At 65.4% G+C, this 18,835-nt stretch carries 15 protein-coding genes; 5 read left to right on the top strand and 10 right to left on the bottom strand.

The features are described 5' to 3' along the window. Positions 1–7 precede the first annotated feature (7 nt). A complete protein-coding gene (locus QRQ56_RS17065; protein ID WP_438741695.1) occupies positions 8–1,261 on the bottom strand; it encodes an MFS transporter in 1,254 nt (417 codons plus the stop codon). Positions 1,262–1,599: 338 nt separating this feature from the next. Here QRQ56_RS17065 and nadA point away from each other — a divergent pair, with 338 nt between their 5' ends. From nadA to nadC, 3 genes are all read left to right on the top strand, one after another. Continuing rightward, positions 1,600–2,706 carry a quinolinate synthase NadA gene (nadA, locus tag QRQ56_RS17060; RefSeq protein WP_438741694.1) on the top strand — a complete coding sequence of 369 codons (1,107 nt, stop codon included), beginning with the start codon at positions 1,600–1,602 and terminating at the stop codon, positions 2,704–2,706. Positions 2,707–2,877: 171 nt separating this feature from the next. Next, positions 2,878–4,482: an L-aspartate oxidase gene (locus tag QRQ56_RS17055; protein ID WP_438741693.1), complete on the top strand. Its 1,605-nt coding sequence runs from the start codon at positions 2,878–2,880 to the stop codon at positions 4,480–4,482. Positions 4,483–4,494: 12 nt separating this feature from the next. Next, on the top strand, positions 4,495–5,370 hold the full coding sequence (gene nadC, locus QRQ56_RS17050) for a carboxylating nicotinate-nucleotide diphosphorylase (RefSeq protein WP_438741692.1): 876 nt from the start codon (positions 4,495–4,497) through the stop codon (positions 5,368–5,370). Between the two features lie 132 nt (positions 5,371–5,502). Here the strand turns inward: nadC and QRQ56_RS17045 are convergent, their stop codons facing one another. From QRQ56_RS17045 to QRQ56_RS17035, 3 genes are all read right to left on the bottom strand, one after another. After that, positions 5,503–6,957, bottom strand: a complete 1,455-nt coding sequence (locus QRQ56_RS17045; protein WP_438741691.1) for a cell wall hydrolase — start codon at positions 6,955–6,957, stop codon at positions 5,503–5,505. A gap of 622 nt (positions 6,958–7,579) precedes the next feature. Continuing rightward, positions 7,580–10,531: a pyruvate, phosphate dikinase gene (ppdK, locus tag QRQ56_RS17040; protein ID WP_438741690.1), complete on the bottom strand. Its 2,952-nt coding sequence runs from the start codon at positions 10,529–10,531 to the stop codon at positions 7,580–7,582. A gap of 96 nt (positions 10,532–10,627) precedes the next feature. Continuing rightward, positions 10,628–10,783, bottom strand: a complete 156-nt coding sequence (locus tag QRQ56_RS17035) for a DUF3096 domain-containing protein (protein WP_018648785.1) — start codon at positions 10,781–10,783, stop codon at positions 10,628–10,630. Positions 10,784–11,008: 225 nt separating this feature from the next. Between QRQ56_RS17035 and QRQ56_RS17030 the strand changes: the two genes are divergently transcribed. Then, entirely contained in the window at positions 11,009–11,362 is a 354-nt protein-coding gene (locus QRQ56_RS17030; RefSeq protein WP_438741689.1) for a DUF1236 domain-containing protein, read from the top strand. A 302-nt stretch (positions 11,363–11,664) separates the two neighbouring features. Here the strand turns inward: QRQ56_RS17030 and glyS are convergent, their stop codons facing one another. The 6 genes from glyS to QRQ56_RS17000 all read right to left on the bottom strand — a co-directional run bounded on the left by glyS (position 11,665) and on the right by QRQ56_RS17000 (position 17,313). Continuing rightward, a complete protein-coding gene (gene glyS / locus QRQ56_RS17025; RefSeq protein WP_438741688.1) occupies positions 11,665–13,776 on the bottom strand; it encodes a glycine--tRNA ligase subunit beta in 2,112 nt (703 codons plus the stop codon). After that, positions 13,776–14,711, bottom strand: a complete 936-nt coding sequence (locus QRQ56_RS17020) for a glycine--tRNA ligase subunit alpha (protein WP_038948278.1) — start codon at positions 14,709–14,711, stop codon at positions 13,776–13,778. Before QRQ56_RS17020 ends, glyS begins: the two co-directional genes overlap by 1 nt. 198 nt (positions 14,712–14,909) lie before the next feature. Beyond that, positions 14,910–15,101 carry a hypothetical protein gene (locus tag QRQ56_RS17015; RefSeq protein WP_027558178.1) on the bottom strand — a complete coding sequence of 64 codons (192 nt, stop codon included), beginning with the start codon at positions 15,099–15,101 and terminating at the stop codon, positions 14,910–14,912. A 104-nt stretch (positions 15,102–15,205) separates the two neighbouring features. After that, complete coding sequence (locus tag QRQ56_RS17010; RefSeq protein WP_438741686.1) at positions 15,206–16,114, bottom strand: S49 family peptidase; 909 nt, start codon at positions 16,112–16,114, stop codon at positions 15,206–15,208. A gap of 214 nt (positions 16,115–16,328) precedes the next feature. Continuing rightward, positions 16,329–17,093 carry a tRNA1(Val) (adenine(37)-N6)-methyltransferase gene (locus QRQ56_RS17005; protein ID WP_438741685.1) on the bottom strand — a complete coding sequence of 255 codons (765 nt, stop codon included), beginning with the start codon at positions 17,091–17,093 and terminating at the stop codon, positions 16,329–16,331. Continuing rightward, positions 17,086–17,313, bottom strand: a complete 228-nt coding sequence (locus tag QRQ56_RS17000; protein ID WP_097659764.1) for a putative signal transducing protein — start codon at positions 17,311–17,313, stop codon at positions 17,086–17,088. Before QRQ56_RS17000 ends, QRQ56_RS17005 begins: the two co-directional genes overlap by 8 nt. 133 nt (positions 17,314–17,446) lie before the next feature. Between QRQ56_RS17000 and QRQ56_RS16995 the strand changes: the two genes are divergently transcribed. After that, positions 17,447–18,454 (top strand): polyprenyl synthetase family protein, encoded by a 1,008-nt coding sequence (locus QRQ56_RS16995; RefSeq protein WP_438741684.1) that lies wholly within the window; start codon positions 17,447–17,449, stop codon positions 18,452–18,454. Positions 18,455–18,835 lie beyond the last annotated feature (381 nt).

The following is an 18,835-nucleotide window of genomic DNA, read 5'->3' as shown; positions in this document are numbered from 1 at the left end:
TAGCCGATCAGGCCGGCTGCGCAACCGCCCGGGCCACCGGTTTCTCCACGATCGGAAGGTTGATCAGCGCCGAGAGCACGCCGAACAGGATCGAGAGCCACCAGATCGGCGTATAGGAACCGAACTTCTCGAACACGAAGCCCCCGAGCCAGACGCCGAGGAAACCGCCGACCTGATGGCTGACGAAGGCGAAGCCATAAAGCGTGGCAAGCCAGCGCGTGCCGAACATCAGCGCCACCAGCGCCGAAGTCGGCGGCACCGTGGACAGCCAGGTCAGGCCGGAGACCGCACCGAACGCGATCGCAGAGAACGGCGTGATCGGGAACGAGATGAAGGCGAGCGTCGCGAGCGCGCGCGTGAAATAGATGACGGAGAGGATATAGCGCTTGGGCACGCTGTTCTGGAGATAGCCGACGCTGAGCGAGCCGATGATGTTGAACAGGCCGATCGCCGCGATCACCCAGCCTCCGGTTTGCGCGGAGATGCCGCGATCGACCAGGAAGGCCGGCAGATGCACGGTAATGAAGGCGAGCTGGAATCCGCAGGTGAAAAAGCCGAGCACCAGCAGCACGTAGGAGCGGTGGCCGAAGGCTTCGGCAAGCGCCCTGGTGAAGGTCTGCTCGTCCGCCGGCGCAGCGTTCGCCGCATGCGCGACCGGCGGCGTCGAGAGCGCCAGCGCCAGCGGGATGATCAGCAGCATCAGGAAGCCGAACACCGAGAGCGCCTGCTGCCAGCCGAAATTGTCGATCAGGGCAACGCCGATCGGCGCGAACAGGAATTGTCCGAACGAGCCTGCCGCGGTGCCGGCGCCGAGAGCAAGACCGCGCTTCTCGGCCGGAAGCAGTTTGGTGAACGCCGACAGCACTAGGTTGAACGAGCAGCCGGCAAGGCCGAAGCCGACCATGACGCCCGCACCGATGTTCAGCGACAGCGGCGTCGAGGAATAGCGCATCAGCAAGAGGCCGCCGGCATAGAGCAGCGCGCCGACGCACATCACGCGGAACAGGCCGAAGCGATCGGCGACCGCGCCGGCGAAAGGTTGACCCAGACCCCACAACAGATTCTGCACGGCGATCGCGAGACCGAACACATCGCGGCCCCAGGAGAATTCATGGCTCATCGGCTGCACGAAGAAGCCCAGCGCCGAACGCGGACCGAAGCCGAGCATGCCGATGGCGCAGCCGCAGAGAATGATGACGGCCGGGGTACGCCAATTGGCGGAACGGGGGGCGGGAGCGAGTTCGCCGATCTGTGCCGACATGGTGTTCCTCGTCAGTCGTTGGCGGGAATCTGCAATGAGCAGCCGCGAGTGAGCCCGTTTAATGCATCTGCATGGAAACCCCAAGTCAAAAACGATTGCATTCCATGAAGAGCTGCCGCCGGAGCATTGCGTTTCAATCTGGCCTTCTACGACGCGAGGAGGAATTGACGGGAATGTGTGCGGCACGGCCTAGCGGCCTTGCCCCAGGCGTGTTATCTTCTATTTACTCAAGTTGAGCATATATAAGCTCGGCGAAACCCGCCCCGGCCTTTTGGCCGGATTTCTCGGGCTCTATATATACTCATATTGAGCATAACTGACATGCGAGGGAGGCTTTCATGCCGATCACTGGAATCTACGGTCCCGACGACTTCGCCATCCGGCCGCAAGGCCACATCCCCGCTCCACGCGCGCCGGTGCCGCTGCGGCCGGCATCGGTGCTGCCGATGCCTTCGCTGGAATGGACCGAAGAGGTCGAGCGCGCCACCGCCCCGGTCTACGAGCGCCTCAAGCACGTGATCCCGCCGATCGAGTGGCCGCTGATGGCGCCGACGATCAACGCGATCAATGAGCTGAAACGTGCGCGCGGCGCGGTCATCCTCGCGCACAATTACCAGGCGCCGGAGATCTTCCACGGCGTCGCCGACATCGGCGGCGACTCGCTGCAACTCGCGATCGAAGCCACCAAGGTGAAAGCAGACATCATCGTCCAGTGCGGCGTGCACTTCATGGCCGAGACTTCGAAGCTGCTCAATCCGGACAAGACCGTGCTGATCCCGGATTCGCGCGCCGGCTGCTCGCTCGCCGCCAGCATCACCGGCGCCGACGTCCGCCTGCTCCGCGAAAAATTTCCGGGCGTGCCCGTGGTCGCCTACGTCAATACGTCGGCGGAGGTGAAGGCCGAGGTCGACATCTGCTGCACCTCGTCGAACGCGGTGCAGGTGGTCGAGAGCCTGGGCGCTGAAAGCGTGATCTTCCTGCCCGACCGCTATCTCGCGAGTTACGTCGCCACGAAGACCGACGTGAAGATCATCGCCTGGAAAGGCGCCTGCGAGGTGCACGAACGCTTTACGGGCGCGGAGCTGCGCGAATTTCGCGAGGCCGATCCCTCCGTGCAGATCATCGCGCATCCCGAATGTCCGCCTGACGTGCTGGCGGAAGCCGACTTCACCGGCTCGACTGCACACATGATCAACTGGGTGCGCGAACGGCGGCCGCGGCGGTTGGTGATGATCACGGAATGCTCGATGGCCGACAATGTGCGGGCCGAACTGCCCGACGTCGAGATGCTGCGGCCCTGCAATCTCTGCCCGCACATGAAGCGCATCACGCTCGCCAACATCCTGGAGAGCCTGCTCACGCTCCGCGAGGAGGTGACGATCGATCCCGCGCTGGCCGATCGCGCGAGGCGGTCGGTCGAGCGGATGATCAATCTGAAGAACTGAGGGCAACCCGTAACAACACACACCGCTGTCGTCCCTGCGAACGCAGGGACCCATAACCACAGGACGATGTGTGGCGAAGAACAGCGTTGAGCAGCTTCGCAAAACAATTTCCGCCGCGGCGTATGGGTCCCTGCGTTCGCAGGGACGACGGCGGAGTGAATGGAGAGAGTCATGACAAACAACATCCACAACCTCAGCCGCGACACCGACATCGTCATCGTCGGCGGCGGCCTTGCCGGGCTCTTTTGTGCGCTGAAGCTTGCGCCGCGCCCGGTAACACTGATCTCCGCGGCACCGCTCGGACAGGGCGCGTCATCGGCATGGGCGCAAGGCGGCATCGCCGCGGCCGTGGCCGAGGGCGACACGCCGGAAGCGCATGCTGCCGACACCATCGCCGTCGGCGGCGGCCTCGTCGACGAAGCGGTCGCGCTTGGCATCGCGCGCGATGCGGCACCGCGCATCCACGACCTGCTCGCTTACGGCGTGCCGTTCGATCGCGATCTCGAAGGCAAGCTCGCTGTCGGGCGCGAGGCGGCGCATTCGGCGCGACGCATCGTGCATGTGCGCGGTGATGGCGCTGGAGCTGCAATCATCGCGGCGCTGAGCGAGGCCGTGCGCCGCACGCCGTCGATCCGCATGGTCGAGGGTTTTATCGCCGAGGCGCTGTTGACCGCGGACAATGCTGTCACCGGGCTTCAGCTTCGCGAGGCCGGCAATCCCTCGGCGACGCCGTTCCTGCTCGCCGCGCGCGCGGTGGTGCTGGCGACCGGCGGCATCGGACATCTCTATGCCGTCACCACCAATCCGCGCGAGGCCTCTGGCTCCGGCCTTGCCATCGCCGCGCGTGCGGGGGCCGTGATCGCCGATCCCGAATTCGTCCAGTTCCACCCGACCGCCATCATGACCGGAGGCGATCCGGCACCGCTCGCGACCGAAGCCCTGCGTGGCGAAGGCGCGACGCTGATCAACGACAGGGGCGAACGCTTCATGGCGGCGCGCCACCCGCTGGCGGAGCTCGCGCCGCGCGACATCGTGGCCCGCGGCGTGTTCGCCGAGATCGAGGCCGGACGCGGCGCCTTCCTGGATGCGCGGCAGGCACTGGGCGCACGCTTCGCCGACAAATTCCCGACCGTCTATGCAAGCTGCATCGCCGCCGGCATCGATCCCGCACGGCAAGCCATCCCGATCGCGCCGGCCGAGCACTATCATATGGGCGGCATCGCCGTGGATGCGAATGGTCGCAGCTCGATTGACGGGCTCTGGGCCGGCGGCGAGGTGTCGTCCACCGGAGCGCATGGCGCCAACCGGCTTGCCTCGAACTCGCTGCTCGAGGCCGTGGTCTATGCCGCGCGCATCGCCGAGGACATCGCCGGCCGCGACCTCCCCTCGCCTGTCCGCCTCTCCGAGGCATCGCTGACACCGCACGGCGGCGCGCCGGACGCTGCGGCCGTGGCGCGGCTGCGGGCGATGATGAGCCTCCATGTCGGCGTCATCCGCGACGGTCGCGGGCTTGCCGAAGCCGTGCGCCACTTCGCAGCGCTCGAACGCGGGGCAGCGAGCCTCGCGCTGCGCAACATGGCAACGACGGCCCTGCTCGTCGCGGCCTCTGCGTGGCGCCGGTGCGAAAGTCGCGGCGCGCATTTCCGCACGGACCATCCGGCGGACGCTCCCGCCATGGCCCGGCGAACGATGACCAACCTCGCCGCAGCGCGCGACGCCGCGAAACTCCTGGGCGAGCGTCCGCTCTCCCACGCCGCCCAACCCGCAATCGCCTGAAGGACCCCCGAGATGACCCCGACCTCCCTGCTCTATCCCGATGCCTTCCTCTCGCCGCTCGCGATCGAAGAGGCCGTGCAGCGCGCGCTCGACGAAGACCTCGGCCGTGCCGGCGACATCACCTCGCTCGCCACGATCCCCGAAGCCACCAGAGCGCAGGCGATCCTCGTCGCGCGCCAATCCGGTGTGATCGCCGGCCTGCCGCTCGCGGTCGCGACGCTGCAAAGGCTCTCGCCCGATATCGAGATACGTGCGCATGTCCGCGACGCCGCGCGCGTCGCCCGCGGGCAGCATGTGCTGACGATCTCGGGGCCGGCGCGCGCCATCCTCACGGCGGAGCGGACCGCGCTCAACTTCGTCGGCCGCCTCTCAGGCGTTGCGACGTTGACGGCCGATTATGTCGCGCGCACAGAGGGCACAAGAATGCGCATCTGCTGCACGCGAAAAACCACGCCGGGATTGCGTGCGCTGGAGAAATACGCGGTGCGCTGCGGCGGCGGCTTCAACCACCGCTTTGGCCTCGACGATGCGATCCTGATCAAGGACAACCACATCGCGGTCGCCGGCGGCATCCGCCCCGTGCTGGAGCGCGCCCGCAGCCGCGCCGGCCATCTCATCAAGATCGAGATCGAGGTCGACACGCTGGCGCAGCTGCGCGAGGTGCTGGACACGGCACTGGCCGATGCCGTGCTGCTCGACAACATGGATGTTGCGACGCTACGCGAGGCGGTGCGGATCAACGAGGGACGGCTCGAGCTGGAGGCGTCAGGCGGCGTCACGCCGGACTCGATTGCCGCCATCGCTGCGACCGGTGTCGATTACGCATCGGCGGGTGCGCTGACGCACTCGGCGCCGAACTTCGACTGCGCGCTGGATATCGAGGCGTGACGTGATCTGCTCGCTCTCCCCGCCTGCGGGGAGAGGGCGGTGAAAACTGGACTCGCGGAGAGTCCCCCTCACCCGGATTGCATCTTCGATGCAATCCGACCTCTCCCCGCAAGCGGGGCGAGGTAAAGGAACCTACCGCCGCTCAGTATTACCCATTTCCGCGGAGCTCTTGGCTTCCTGCGCGAGCTCGGCCGACAGCGCGGCGGTCTGGGCGGGCGTGCCCCAGCTCGGTTCCTCGCTGCCGTCGCCCCAGTTGCGCGGGCGGTAGAAGGTGTGCACGCCGGTCTTGTACATCTTCTTCATCTCGGCGACCCAGGACGGGCGCACCCAATAGGCGTGGTAATGCGTGGACTTGCCGACCTCGGGCAGCCAGATCTGGCCGTCGAGCATGGCTTTCGCGATCTTCTTGGCGCGCTCCCACATCTCGGGTTCGCGGATCACGTCGGCGTTGTTGTCGCAGGCAAAGGTGAACTGGCAGGCGAGATGGCGGTGCTTGTTCTGATAGACCGCCCCGCACACGGTGTCTGGATATTTGCCGGAGAACACCCGGTTCATCACGACCTGCGCCACCGCGATCTGGCCGCGCACGGCCTCGCCGCGCGATTCGAAATAGACGGCTTCGGCAAGACATTTTTCCGACTTGGCGCGCGACTTGTCGTCGAGCGCGAGCCGTTCCGCCGGCGATTTGGTGCGCTGGTTGTCGGCGTTGACCTCGCCCTTCGGCGCGACGCTCTCGCCGCTCTCGATATCCTTGCCGATCTCCGCCGTCGGCGGCATCAGCGAGGCCGTCACCTTCATGTCGGGGTCGGGCATCACGATCAGCGGCTCCGCGCCCGGCTGCCAACTCTCGATGCTCTCGACATTGCCGCCGAGCGAGGAGCTGCCGAAGAACAGGTTGGAGGTCTTGACGCTGAACGGGTCGCGCACGGGCGTCGTCGGCGCGGTGGCGCGCTTCAGCGCTTCGAGCGGCTGCACCGCGAACGAGCGGGCGACGTCGCTGGCCTGCGGAGCATTGGTGTATTGCCGCAGCGGCGGCGCGCGGAGCGCTTCCTGCAGCTCGGGATCGAGCGCGGCTGCGGACTCCGGCGACATCGCTTGTGACAAGGCGGCGGTCTTGGCGCCGAACACCGAGCTGTTCGAGGTCGCGGGATCTTGCTGCGCCGGGCCCGCTGCGGGTGCGTTCGCTTCAGGCGCCTCGGTCGGCGTCACGGTTGCGAGGCGATCACCCTTCATGGAGCGATCAACCCTGGGAAAGTCCGAGGCCTGGTAGCGCGGCGCCGTCTGCAGCGCCGGATTGCGGCTGATCGCGCCGGTGACGTCGCGGCCGTCGAGGCTCGCGAGGCGAACCATCGCGCTCTGCGGAACCGATGTCCCGATGGGACGGGAAAAACTGTAGGTGGCGAGCTGGATCGAGGACGCCGCGGAGAACACCTGCTTCTGCCAACGCTCGGCGACGCCCGGTTGGCGCGCCAGCAAGGAAGCAATGTCCTGATAGCCGGTCTCTCTCGGCATCAATGCGAAGATGCAGAGACCGATTCCGAAGGACGCGAACCGCGCGCCCCTCGGATGGTTACGCAACACTGACATCGTTACGCTCACGCTACGCTTACGCCAGAAAAATCGAACGGCAGTACATCCGTGCAATTCGACCTTTCTCGTAAGTATCCAATTTAGGTTGCCGGGGCGTTAATCGGCGTTGCGCGTGCGGCACACTCAAGCGAACTCAGGTGTTTTCACGGGGCGATTGCGCGCGTGGTGAATGCCGGGTGACGTGAAGCGGTAAACAACCGGTCAACGCGAATGGTGAAGGAACTCTTGCCGGCGCGTATCAATACGGGACGCACGATAGTTCCCAGTGCTGCAAGAAGTATCGCGACGTCCGCAACTGTCATGCCCCGACTTGATCGGGGCATCCAGTACGCCGCCGCCTCTCGGTTCAATCACGAACGCCGCAGCGTACTGGATCGCCCGGTCAAGCCGGGCGATGACAGTTCGTGTGTGGCGCGCACCCACTCCGTCATTGCGAGCGCAGCGAAGCAATCCAGAGTCTTTCCACGAAAACAGTCTGGATTGCTTCGTCGCATCTGCGCAAAATTGCTACGCAATTTTGTCGCTGAGCTCCTCGCAATGACGCGTGGAGAGAGCAGACGTCAACGAAAAGAGGCGGAGCTTTCGCCCCGCCTCTTTCATTCCTGAATTTTAGTTCGTCTTACGCCTGGCTCGCGGCCGCCTTGCCGAGCGCGGCTTGCGCGGCGGCGAGACGAGCGATCGGCACGCGGTAGGGCGAGCACGAGACGTAGTCGAGGCCGATGTTGTGGCAGAAGGCAACGGAAGCGGGATCGCCGCCGTGCTCGCCGCAGATGCCGACCTTGAGCTTCGGACGCGTCTTGCGGCCGCGCGCGACGCCGATCTTGACGAGCTCGCCGACGCCTTCCTGATCGAGCGCGACGAAGGGATCGACCGAGAGGATGCCCTTCGACACGTACGGGCCGAGGAAGCTCGCCGCGTCGTCGCGGCTGATGCCGTAGGTGGTCTGCGTGAGGTCGTTGGTGCCGAACGAGAAGAACTCGGCGCTCTCCGCGATCTCGGCCGCGAGCAGACAGGCGCGCGGCAGCTCGATCATGGTACCGACCTGGTACGCGATCTTGGTGTTGTTGTCGCGCATCACCGCCTTCGCAGTGGAGTCGATGCGCGCCTTGACGAGATCGAGCTCCATCTTGGTCGCGATCAGCGGCACCATCACCTCGAGGCCGACGGCCTTGCCGGTGCGCTTCTCGGCCTCGACCGCCGCCTCGAAGATCGCGCGGGCCTGCATCTCGGCGATTTCAGGATAGGCGATCGCGATGCGGCAGCCGCGGAAGCCGAGCATCGGATTGAACTCCGAAAGCTCGCGCGCGCGGTCGGCCAGGCGCCGCGGGTCGGTGTTCATGGCACGCGCCACTTCCTCGACCTCGGCATGGGTGTGCGGCAGGAACTCGTGCAGCGGCGGATCGAGCAGACGGATCGTGACGGGCAGGCCCTTCATGATCTCGAACAGCTCGACGAAGTCGGCGCGCTGCATCGGCAGCAGCTTGGCCAGCGCGGCGCGGCGGGCCTGCTCGTCTTCGGCGAGGATCATCTCGCGCACGGTGCGGATGCGGGTCTCCTCGAAGAACATGTGCTCGGTGCGGCAGAGGCCGATGCCCTCGGCGCCGAACTTGATCGCGGTGCGCGCATCGTCCGGCGTGTCGCCGTTGACGCGGACGCCGATCTTGCGAACCTGGTCGGCCCAGTTCATCAGCGTGCCGAACTCGCCGGACAGCTCCGGCTCGATCATCGGCATGCGGCCGGCGAGCACCTGGCCGAGCGAGCCGTCGATGGTGATGACGTCGCCGGTCTTGAAGGTGCGCGAGCCGATGCTCATGGTGCCGCGGCCGTAATCGACGCGGATGGTGCCGCAGCCGGAGACGCAGGGCTTGCCCATGCCGCGCGCGACCACCGCCGCGTGCGAGGTCATGCCGCCGCGCGTGGTCAGAATGCCTTCGGCGGCGTGCATGCCGTGGATGTCTTCCGGGCTGGTCTCGATGCGGACCAGAATGACCTTGCGGCCGTCGCCCTGGAGCTTGGCGGCTTCATCCGAGGAGAACACGATCTCGCCGGAGGCGGCACCCGGGGATGCCGGCAGGCCGGTCGCGATCACGTCGCGCTTGGCGTTGGGATCGATGGTCGGATGCAGGAGCTGATCGAGCGACGCCGGATCGATGCGGGTGACCGCTTCCTTCTTCGAGATCAGGCCTTCATTGGCGAGCTCGACCGCGATGCGCAGCGCAGCCTTGGCGGTGCGCTTGCCGCCGCGGGTCTGGAGCATCCACAGCTTGCCCTGCTCGACCGTGAACTCCATGTCCTGCATGTCGCGGTAGTGCTTTTCGAGCAGCGTGTAGATCCGCGTCAGCTCCTTGAAGGCCTCGGGCATCGCCGCTTCCATCGACGCCTTGTCGGAGCCGGACTCCTTGCGCGCTTCCTCGGTGATGTCCTGCGGCGTGCGGATGCCCGCCACCACGTCCTCGCCCTGCGCGTTGATCAGGAACTCGCCGTAGAGCTTGCTCTCGCCGGTCGAGGGGTTGCGCGTGAACGCAACGCCGGTCGCCGAGGTCTCGCCCATGTTGCCGAACACCATGGCCTGCACGTTGACCGCGGTGCCCCAGGATTCCGGAATGTCGTGCAGCTTGCGGTACGTCATCGCGCGCGCGTTCATCCAGGATGAGAACACGGCGCCGATCGCGCCCCAGAGCTGGTCGTGCGGATCCTGCGGGAAGTCCTTGCCGGTCTCGCGCGCGACCGCGTCCTTGTACTTGCCGACCAGATCGACCCAGTCGTCGGCGGACAGGTCGGTGTCGAGCGTGTAGCCCTGGCTGTCCTTGAAGGTGTCGAGGATTTCCTCGAAGTGATGATGCTCGAAGCCGAGCACCACGTCCGAATACATGGTGATGAAGCGGCGATAGCTGTCATAGGCGAAGCGGCGGTCGCCCGACAGCTCCGACAGCGCTTCCACGGTCTGGTCGTTGAGGCCGAGGTTGAGCACGGTGTCCATCATGCCCGGCATCGAGGCGCGCGCGCCGGAGCGCACGGAGACGAGCAGCGGGTTCTTGGCATCGCCGAACACTTTGCCGGTCAACTTGCCGACATAGTCCAGCGCCTTCTCAACCTGCGACTGCAGCTCCTTCGGATAGGATTTGTCGTGGGCATAGAAGTAGGTGCAGACCGAGGTGGGGATGGTGAAGCCGGGAGGCACCGGCAGGCCGAGATTGGCCATCTCGGCGAGGTTCGCGCCCTTGCCGCCGAGCAGGTCGCGCATCTCCGTCCGGCCCTCGGCCTTGCCGTCGCCGAACGTGTAGACCCATTTCCCGGCCTTGCCCGCGGCCGACGCCGCCTTGGCGGGCGCGGCCTTCTTCGGCGCAGGCTTCGCGGCAACCTTCGGCGCAGCCGCCTTGGTCACGGCCTTTGCCGCCGGCTTTACAGCGGGCTTGGCAGCAGGCCTGACAGCAGCTTTGGCGACCGGCTTCGGGGCGCTCTTGGCCAGCGCCTTGCGGGCCGCCGGCGCGGCTTTCGCCTTAGCGGAGGTCTTTGATTTCGCTGGGATTTTCGCGAGGGTCTTCTTCGGCTTCGAGGCGGCTTTGGCCATAGCTTGCACACAACCTGCGAGAGGAATGGGAATTCGCGGGCCTTACACCATTTTGGGCGGGCCCGCGCAAGTCAGACAGTTCCGGAAAATGAACGCCTAGAGGTGGAGCCACTTCAGGAGCCCGAGCCCGATCGCGCCGTTCACGATGAGGAAGATCGCGACAATGAGGTTGAGGAGCCGCGGCATGATCAGGATGAGCACGCCCGCAATCAACGACAGGATCGGCGAAATGTGGGCGACGGTGATGTGCATGAACTATCTTTCTGTGGAGGCAGGGCGAATCGCGGGCGGATCATAGCCCTCCCGGTTCCGCGAGTAGAGACGCGCAACGGGCGAGTCGAGTTCCGCTCCCCACCAAAACTGCCTGAAATTGCCGCGAATGCGGCAGGGCTTTTCCCGGAACATTGCCATCACGCATGCATTGGCAACCGGTCGCGCCACTGGCGCGTCCGAACCATCACGTTGAAGGAGTTGTCCATGCGGAACAGGATTCTTGCTCTTGCAGCGCTCGCGGCCGCGATCGGCTCGCCCCTTGCGGCGCAGGCGCAAAGCGGTGTCACCGTCGGACGCGCGCCCACCGTGGTCGACAGCGCACCGACCATTGCGTCCGACCAGCGGCCGGCTTTCCGCGAATATGTCGTCGAGCAACGTGTGCCGGCCTTCCGTATTCCCGATCGCGTCGTGGTCGGCGCCACCTTACCCGAAAGCGGTGTCACTTATTATGACGTGCCGCAACGCTTCGGCGCCACCACCTATCGCTACACCGTCGTGAACGGCGAAACCGTGCTGGTCGAGCCGCGCTCGCGCCGCATCGTCGAGGTCATGGACTAGCACTGATCGGCAACGAGCACTGATCGACTAGATGTCCGGCGCGTCACTTCAATCAGGCTGGCGCGAGCAGTGAAGCGGACATCAGGCCCCGCCCGGTCTTCCCCCCGCCGGGCGGGGCATTTTTTTGACTGTCATTCCGGAGCGCACTCTCGTGTCCCGGACGCGACGCAGCGCGCAGCGGTGCGGCGCAGAGCCGGGACCCAGAAGCTACGAGCACGCGGCGGCATGGGCCCCGGCTCTGCAGCGCACCGCCAAGTGGCGCTGCGCTGCGTCCGGGGCACGAGTACCGCGTGGCCGCAGCCTCAATCCTGGATCTTCGAGAAATCCGCCACCGCACGCGTGGCGCTGCGGATCTCGTTCAACAGCTTCAGGCGGTTCTCGCGCACCCTAGCATCGTCGTCGTTGACGCGAACCTTGTCGAAGAACGCATCGACCGGCGGACGCAGCTTTGCCATCGCGCTCATGGCGGCGGCAAAGTCTTCCTTGGCGACCGCGGCGCCGGCTTCCGCCTTGACCTCGCCGATCGCCTTGGCCAGCGCCTTTTCCTCATCGAGGCTGTAGAGCGCGGCATCCGGCGCTCCGTCGAAGCTGCGCTTGTCCTTCTTCTCCTCGATGGAGAGAATGTTGCTGGCGCGCTTGGTGCCGGCGAGCAGGTTCTTGCCGTCGTCGCTCTCCAGGAATTTGCCGAGCACCTCGACGCGGCGGACGATCATCAGGAGGTCGTCCTGGCCGCCGAGCGCGAACACGGCATCGACGAGATCGTGCCGCGCGCCCTGCTCGCGGAGCTGGACTTTCAGGCGGTCAGCGAAGAAGACGAGGAGGTCGGCAATCGTGACGTCGGCCTTTGCAGTAACTCCGTGACCACTTGTTGCGTGCTCGTGCCATTCTCTTCGCAGGAGTGGTGTGAGGGGCAGTTTAATGTTGTTCGAAACGATCAGGCGAATAACGCCAAGAGCAGCGCGCCTCAGCGCGTAAGGATCCTTTGAGCCTGTTGGCTTCTCATCAGCAATCCAGAATCCAACCAGCATACCGAGTCTATCCGCGAGACCAACCGCCACACTTATCGGGTGGCTTGGCACGCTATCCGCAGGTCCCTGCGGCTTGTAATGTTCCTCGCTCGCGGCGGCGACGAACGCATCTTCTCCCTGCGCCAGAGCGTAGTACTTGCCCATCAGGCCCTGGACTTCCGGGAATTCGCCGACGACTTCGGTCAGCAAATCTGCCTTTGCCAGACGCGCAGCCCGCTTAGCCTTCGCAACATCAGCACCGATAAGCGGAGCGATCTCGGCAGCTAGCCGCTCGATGCGCTTGATGCGTGCGGCCTGGGTTCCGAGCTTCTCGTGGAAAACGATCTGCTCGAACTTCGGCAGGCGATCCTCGAGCTTGGTCTTGAGATCGGTCTCGTAGAAGAACTTCGCATCCGACAGGCGCGGACGGATCACGCGCTCGTTGCCCGAGACGATGGTCTTGCCGCCGTCGGACGCCTCGATGTTGGCGGTGAGGACGAACTTGTTGGTCAGCTTCCCGGTCTTGGAATCCCTAACGACGAAGCACTTCTGGTTGTTGCGGATGGTGGCGCGGATCACCTCGTCGGGGATCGCCAGATATTCCGCTTCGAACGATCCCATCATCACCACGGGCCATTCGACGAGGCCGGAGACCTCGTCCAGCAGCACCTGATCCTCGACCAGCTCAAAACCTTGGGCAAACGTCAATTCCTTGGCGTCGGCGAAGATGATGTCCTTGCGCGCCTGCGGATCGAGGATGACCTTGGCCGCCTTCAACTTGGCTTCGTAGTCTTCGAAGCGGCGTACCGAGATGGCGGCCGGTGCCATGAAGCGATGGCCGTACGTGGTCTGGCCGGTCGCGATGCCGTCGACCTCGAACTTCACGACATCGGGCTCTTCGGTCTCGGGCCCGAAGGTCGCGACGATCGCGTGCAGCGGACGCACCCAGCTCAGCGAGCCGGGCTTGCCCGAGCGCGCGCCCCAGCGCATCGATTTCGGCCAGGGGAAGGTGCGGATGATGACGGGCAGAATCTCCGCAAGCACCTCGATCGCGTCGCGACCCGGCTTCTCGATCAAGCCGATGTAGAAATCACCCTTGGGATCGCGCTGGATCTTGGCTTCGTCCAGCGACTTCAATCCCGTCGCCTTCAGAAAGCCCTGCACGGCCGCATCGGGCGCGCCGATCTTCGGTCCGCGGCGTTCGGTCTTGAGGTCAGGCTGGCGCGCGGGAATGCCGTGCACCGTGAGCGCGAGGCGGCGCGGCGTCGCGAACGCCTTCGCGCCCTCATAGACGAGACCTTCGGCAACCAGCTTTTCGGTGACGAGGCGGCGCAGATCGTCGGCCGCTTTCGCCTGCATGCGCGCGGGAATTTCTTCGGAGAAGAGTTCAAGCAAAAGATCGGGCATCAGGCCGCTCCGCCCGCTTCAGTATGGATCCACGCTTCGCCGCAGGCTTTCGCCAGCTCGCGCACGCGAAGAATATAGCTCTGCCGCTCGGTCACGGAGATCACGCCGCGCGCGTCGAGCAGGTTGAAGACGTGGCTCGCCTTGATGCACTGGTCATAGGCCGGCAGCGCCATCAGATGCGCTTCGCGCTTGTCGTCCTTCCAACCCGCGTCGAGGTATTTCCGGCACGCCGCCTCGGCCATCTTGAACTGCTCGAACAGCATCGCGGTGTCGGCGACTTCGAAATTGTGCTTCGAATATTCCCGCTCGGCCTGCAGGAAGACGTCGCCATAGGTGACCTTGGCGTCGCCGTCGCGGCCGTTGAAGTTGAGGTCGTAGACGCGGTCGACGCCCTGCACGTACATCGCGAGGCGCTCGAGCCCGTAGGTGAGCTCGCCCGCGACCGGCGCGCATTCGAAGCCGGCGACCTGCTGGAAGTAGGTGAACTGGCTGACTTCCATGCCGTCGCACCAGCACTCCCAGCCGAGACCCCAGGCACCGAGTGTCGGGCTCTCCCAATCGTCCTCGACGAAGCGGATATCGTGCACGGCGGAATCGATGCCGATCGCGGCGAGCGACTTCAGATACAGCTCCTGAAGGTTCGGCGGCGACGGCTTCATGATCACCTGGAACTGGTAATAGTGCTGCATCCGGTTCGGATTCTCGCCATAGCGGCCGTCCTTGGGCCGGCGCGAGGGCTGCACATAGGCGGCATTCCACGGCTTCGGGCCGAGCGCGCGCAGCGTGGTCGCCGGATGGAAGGTGCCCGCGCCCATTTCCATGTCGTAGGGCTGCAGGATCACGCAGCCCTGCTCGGCCCAGAATCGCTGGAGCGCGAGGATGAAGCCCTGGAACGAGCGTTCCGGGCGCATATGGGCGGGCAATGAGGCGTCCATCGTCAGATCAGGCTCTCGCGGGGGTTTTGAATCGCGCGGGACCGTATCGACGGCGGGGGTGGGAATCAAGGCAAAGGGGGCGGAAATGGCCGTCATTCCGGGGCGATGCGAAAGCATCGAACCCGGAATCTCGAGATTCCGGGTTCGGTCCTGACGGACCGCCCCGGAATGACGGCATGTGCGAAATTGCGGAGCGAACTAACCCGGCCTATACGCTCCGGTCACGGGGTCACGCTTCAACGTCTGGATATCCCCCATATGGGCGGCCTCGGCGACGCGCGACAGGCGCATCTCCTCCAGCTCCTGGTTGATCCTCACGGCGGTCTTGTAGGCCCAGCGGACCACGGCAAGCCCACCCAGCACGCCCGCAAATGCAACGAACGGCGGCATCGGTCGATCCTCGTCTAGTGCTCAACCCCCACGCACATTCTTGCGCAGACCGGCCCGCGCCGCAATTGGCTCGGGCTGGACCAAATGGCGCGGGAGCGTGCCGGCTAGAACCCGAATTTCGCCCAAATCGCCCGCGTCTCCACCGCCGAGATCAGATCGTCCGGCAGGCCGGCCATTGATTCCATAGCCGAAAGCTGGCCCGCGCCGGGGGATTTCCGGCCCAAAAGGCCGGAGAGCAGCCCCGTCGGCTGTGCGATCACGGGGGTGAGAACCTTCTCGCCGTAGCGGGCACGAAGAGTTGAGCGGAGATCGCCGATGCTGTCGGCGAGCCCGAGCGCGACCGAGCTCTCGCCGGCCCAGTATTCTCCCGTGAACAGGGTGTCGTCGGCGCCCTTGAGGCGCGCACCGCGGCTCTCCTTCACGAGCGAAATGAAGATCTGGTGGATCTCGCGCTGGAGCGCCTTGAGCTTCGCAACGTCATCCGGGTTTTCGGGCAGGAACGGGTCGAGCATCGCCTTGTGTTCGCCCGCCGTGTAGAGCCGCCGCTCGATGCCGAGCCGCTTGATCGCCTCCTGGAAACCGAAGCTGCCGCCGACCACGCCGATCGAGCCGAGGATCGACGAGGGATCGCAGATGATCTCGTCGCCCGCGCAGGCGATCATGTAGCCGCCGGAAGCCGCAACGTCCTCCACGAACACGAGCACCGGCAGCTTCTTCTCCGCGGCGAGTTGCTTGATGCGCAGGTAAATCTGGCGCGACTGCACCGGCGAGCCGCCGGGTGAGTTGATCACCAGGGCCACGGCTTTGGCGTGACGATACGCGAACGCACGCTCCAGCACCTTCGCGACGCCGGCAAGCGTCATGCCCGGACGCAGCGGCGTCACCGCACCGATCACGCCCGACAGTCGCACAACCGGCACCACAGCGGTGCCGGGGCGGAAGCGCGCCGGCAGATATTGCATGAGCTTGTCGGCCAGGCCGGAACTCTCACGATCGTTCAATTGTTCGGCCATGCCGTTACCTCTGATTAACCATTTCTTATCACGCGACTGTCATTGGAAGTGCCTGGAACGTGTTTTGCAGATTTTCCGTTGAGAAGCTGCAATGAGGCAGCGGAGAACACCATGAAAATCTATCTGCTGATGCTGCTGATCGGTGCGCTGTTCATGGCGATCCGCCTGACGACGCCGCAAGAGCGGCAGTCGGAATCGCTTCCCCAGTAAGCCGTCACGGTTCCACCAGCGGCAAAACCGCTCTTCCCTCCAAAATCTCCGTCACCTCATATCTCGGCACGCGTGCCTCGTCATTGAGCATGAGGCCCGGCAGCAATCGCGCCGGAGCCCGGCCGCCCTTGACCGCGCGCACCAGCACGCGGATCGCGGGACGCCCCGCTTCGCCGTGTACCGGCAGGATCGCAAGGCTGCCGAAGCCGCGCGACAGGACCGCCAGGACGTCGGCGATTCCATCTGCACGCCAGATCAGTGTCAGCACGCCATTCGATCGGAGGATGCGCCGCGCTGCATGCACCCACGCATTCAGCGTCTCCGCCGTTGCCACATGCGCGGTGTGACGCGCCTCGTCCGGCGAGCCGCGATGCCGGGCGGGATCGTTGAAGGGCGGGTTCATCAGCACCGCATCGACGCTGTCGGGGGACAGCCCATGTGAAGCAAAGGTCTCGGCATCGGCCGTCACGTCGAGCACGATCGTCTCGGCGGCGATCGCGTTTCCCGCCGCGTTGTCGCGCGCGAGCCCGGCCAGCTCCGGGTCGATCTCGACGAGGCCCAGCCTGATACCGGGAACGCGCCGGGCCAGCGCCAGCCCGGCCGTGCCGACGCCGGCGCCTAAATCGACCACGCGGTCGCCGGGGCGGGCCTCGGTCGCAGCGGCAAGCAGGATGGCGTCATGACCGGCGCGATGGCCGGTCCGCTTCTGCTTCAGGCGCAACTGCCCGCCGAGAAAGCCGTCCTCGGTAATATTTGCGGCCTCACTCATCGCCGCGCAGTTCGTGGCTGAGGCCGGCTTCGGTGAGCAGCGCCCGCGCCTCCTGGGCGTCGTCCTCATGAACCAGGATCCGCCGCGGCAAAATGCCGAGCGAGCCCTCGATGATGCTCATGTTCTGGTCCAGCACCAGATGATGGATGTTGGCGCCGTCGAGCAGAGCGCCGATCGCCGACACCAGCACGATATCGTTGGTCCGAACCAGTTCGCGCAAATCACGGGTCTCCTGCCTGGAGGGGGGTCGAGCGGCAAATGTCAATGGTTCCGCAGCACTTGCCGCGTCCGCCTGCAGTTTCTATTGTCTTTCCGTCAGAATAGCCCCTCCGGGGCAAATATTGGAGACCGGCGTGGCCGTCATCGTACCTTTCGAAACTCCCGGCGCGTCGATCGAAGAGCTGGTGGCCCTTGTCGCCCCTGATATGGAGCGCGTCAACGCCACGATCCTGTCGCGGACCGGTTCGGACGTGACCATGATCCCGGAGGTCGCCAACCATTTGATCTCCTCCGGCGGCAAGCGGCTGCGCCCGATGCTGACGCTGGCCATGGCCAACCTCGCCGGCTACACCGGCGACGGCCACATCAAGCTCGCCGCGTCCGTCGAGTTCATGCACACCGCCACGCTGCTGCACGACGACGTCGTCGACGAGAGCGAGATGCGCCGCGGCAAGCTGTCGGCCCGCATGCTCTGGGGCAACGAGGCAAGCGTGCTGGTCGGCGACTTCCTGCTCGGCCAGGCTTTCCGGATGATGGTCGAGGTCGGCTCGCTTCGCGCGCTCGACATCCTCTCCGCGGCCGCCGCCACCATCGCCGAGGGCGAGGTGATGCAGCTCGCCGCCGCCAAGAACACGGCGACCACCGAGGACGAATATCTCGCCGTGATCCGCGGCAAGACCGCCGAGCTGTTCGCCGCCGCCTGCGAGGTCGGCCCCGTGATCGCCAACCGTCCCAAGGCCGAGCAGACGTCCTGCCGCTCGTTTGGCATGAATCTCGGCATCGCCTTCCAGCTCGTCGACGACGTGCTCGATTACGGCGGCAAGAGCGCCAAGCTCGGCAAGAACACCGGCGATGATTTCCGCGAAGGCAAAATCACCCTGCCTGTGGTCTTCGCCTTCCGCCGCGGCAACGACACCGAGCGCGCGTTCTGGATCCGGGCGCTCGAGCGCGGCGAGATCGGCGATTCCGATCTCGATCACGCCATCGGCCTGATGAACAAGCACCGCGCGCTCGAGGACACGCTGAGCCGCGCCCAGCACTACGGCGCCATGGCCGTCGACGCGCTGGCGCTGTTCCCGTCCTCGCCGATGAAGAGCGCGCTGGAGCAGGTGGTGGCGTTCTGCCTGGCACGGTCGCATTGAGCGACTGACGACCGAACGCGCGCCGTCGTCCCTGCGAAAGCAGGGACCCATACCGCGTGATCCATCGAGAAAGCCCAGTGTCAGTACCGACAGCGACCAGTCTTCGCCAAACCCCTCCCTGTGGTTATGGGTCCCTGCTTTCGCAGGGACGACGGCGGTGATTTAGGGCCGACTGTCTCCCCCTCGTCATTGCGAGCGCAGCGAAGCAATCCAGAATCCCTCCGCAGAAGCAGTCTGGATTGCTTCGCTGCGCTCGCAATGACGGAGCAAGGTGAAACGGCACCGTTTCCTCTCGCGTCCCGGACGCGCAGCAGCGTGCAACGCTGCTGCGCAGAGCCGGGACCCACGCGCGCCCGGAGATCGGCACCATGGGCCCCGGCT

It is taken from the genome of Bradyrhizobium sp. U531 (assembly GCF_051710265.1).
GTDB lineage: Bacteria > Pseudomonadota > Alphaproteobacteria > Rhizobiales > Xanthobacteraceae > Bradyrhizobium.
The sequence above is the reverse complement of the archived record's forward strand: the minus strand, read 5'-3'. Positions and strand labels throughout refer to the sequence as shown.

Bases quoted from the DNA above. Each gene is read 5' to 3' on its own strand.
- QRQ56_RS17065 (WP_438741695.1), bottom strand. From the start codon at position 1,261: ATGTCGGCACAGATCGGCGAACTCGCTCCCGCCCCCCGTTCCGCCAAT.
- nadA (WP_438741694.1), top strand. From the start codon at position 1,600: ATGCCGATCACTGGAATCTACGGTCCCGACGACTTCGCCATCCGGCCG.
- QRQ56_RS17055 (WP_438741693.1), top strand. From the start codon at position 2,878: ATGACAAACAACATCCACAACCTCAGCCGCGACACCGACATCGTCATC.
- nadC (WP_438741692.1), top strand. From the start codon at position 4,495: ATGACCCCGACCTCCCTGCTCTATCCCGATGCCTTCCTCTCGCCGCTC.
- QRQ56_RS17045 (WP_438741691.1), bottom strand. From the start codon at position 6,957: ATGTCAGTGTTGCGTAACCATCCGAGGGGCGCGCGGTTCGCGTCCTTC.
- ppdK (WP_438741690.1), bottom strand. From the start codon at position 10,531: ATGGCCAAAGCCGCCTCGAAGCCGAAGAAGACCCTCGCGAAAATCCCA.
- QRQ56_RS17035 (WP_018648785.1), bottom strand. From the start codon at position 10,783: ATGCACATCACCGTCGCCCACATTTCGCCGATCCTGTCGTTGATTGCG.
- QRQ56_RS17030 (WP_438741689.1), top strand. From the start codon at position 11,009: ATGCGGAACAGGATTCTTGCTCTTGCAGCGCTCGCGGCCGCGATCGGC.
- glyS (WP_438741688.1), bottom strand. From the start codon at position 13,776: ATGCCCGATCTTTTGCTTGAACTCTTCTCCGAAGAAATTCCCGCGCGC.
- QRQ56_RS17020 (WP_038948278.1), bottom strand. From the start codon at position 14,711: ATGGACGCCTCATTGCCCGCCCATATGCGCCCGGAACGCTCGTTCCAG.
- QRQ56_RS17015 (WP_027558178.1), bottom strand. From the start codon at position 15,101: ATGCCGCCGTTCGTTGCATTTGCGGGCGTGCTGGGTGGGCTTGCCGTG.
- QRQ56_RS17010 (WP_438741686.1), bottom strand. From the start codon at position 16,114: ATGGCCGAACAATTGAACGATCGTGAGAGTTCCGGCCTGGCCGACAAG.
- QRQ56_RS17005 (WP_438741685.1), bottom strand. From the start codon at position 17,093: ATGAGTGAGGCCGCAAATATTACCGAGGACGGCTTTCTCGGCGGGCAG.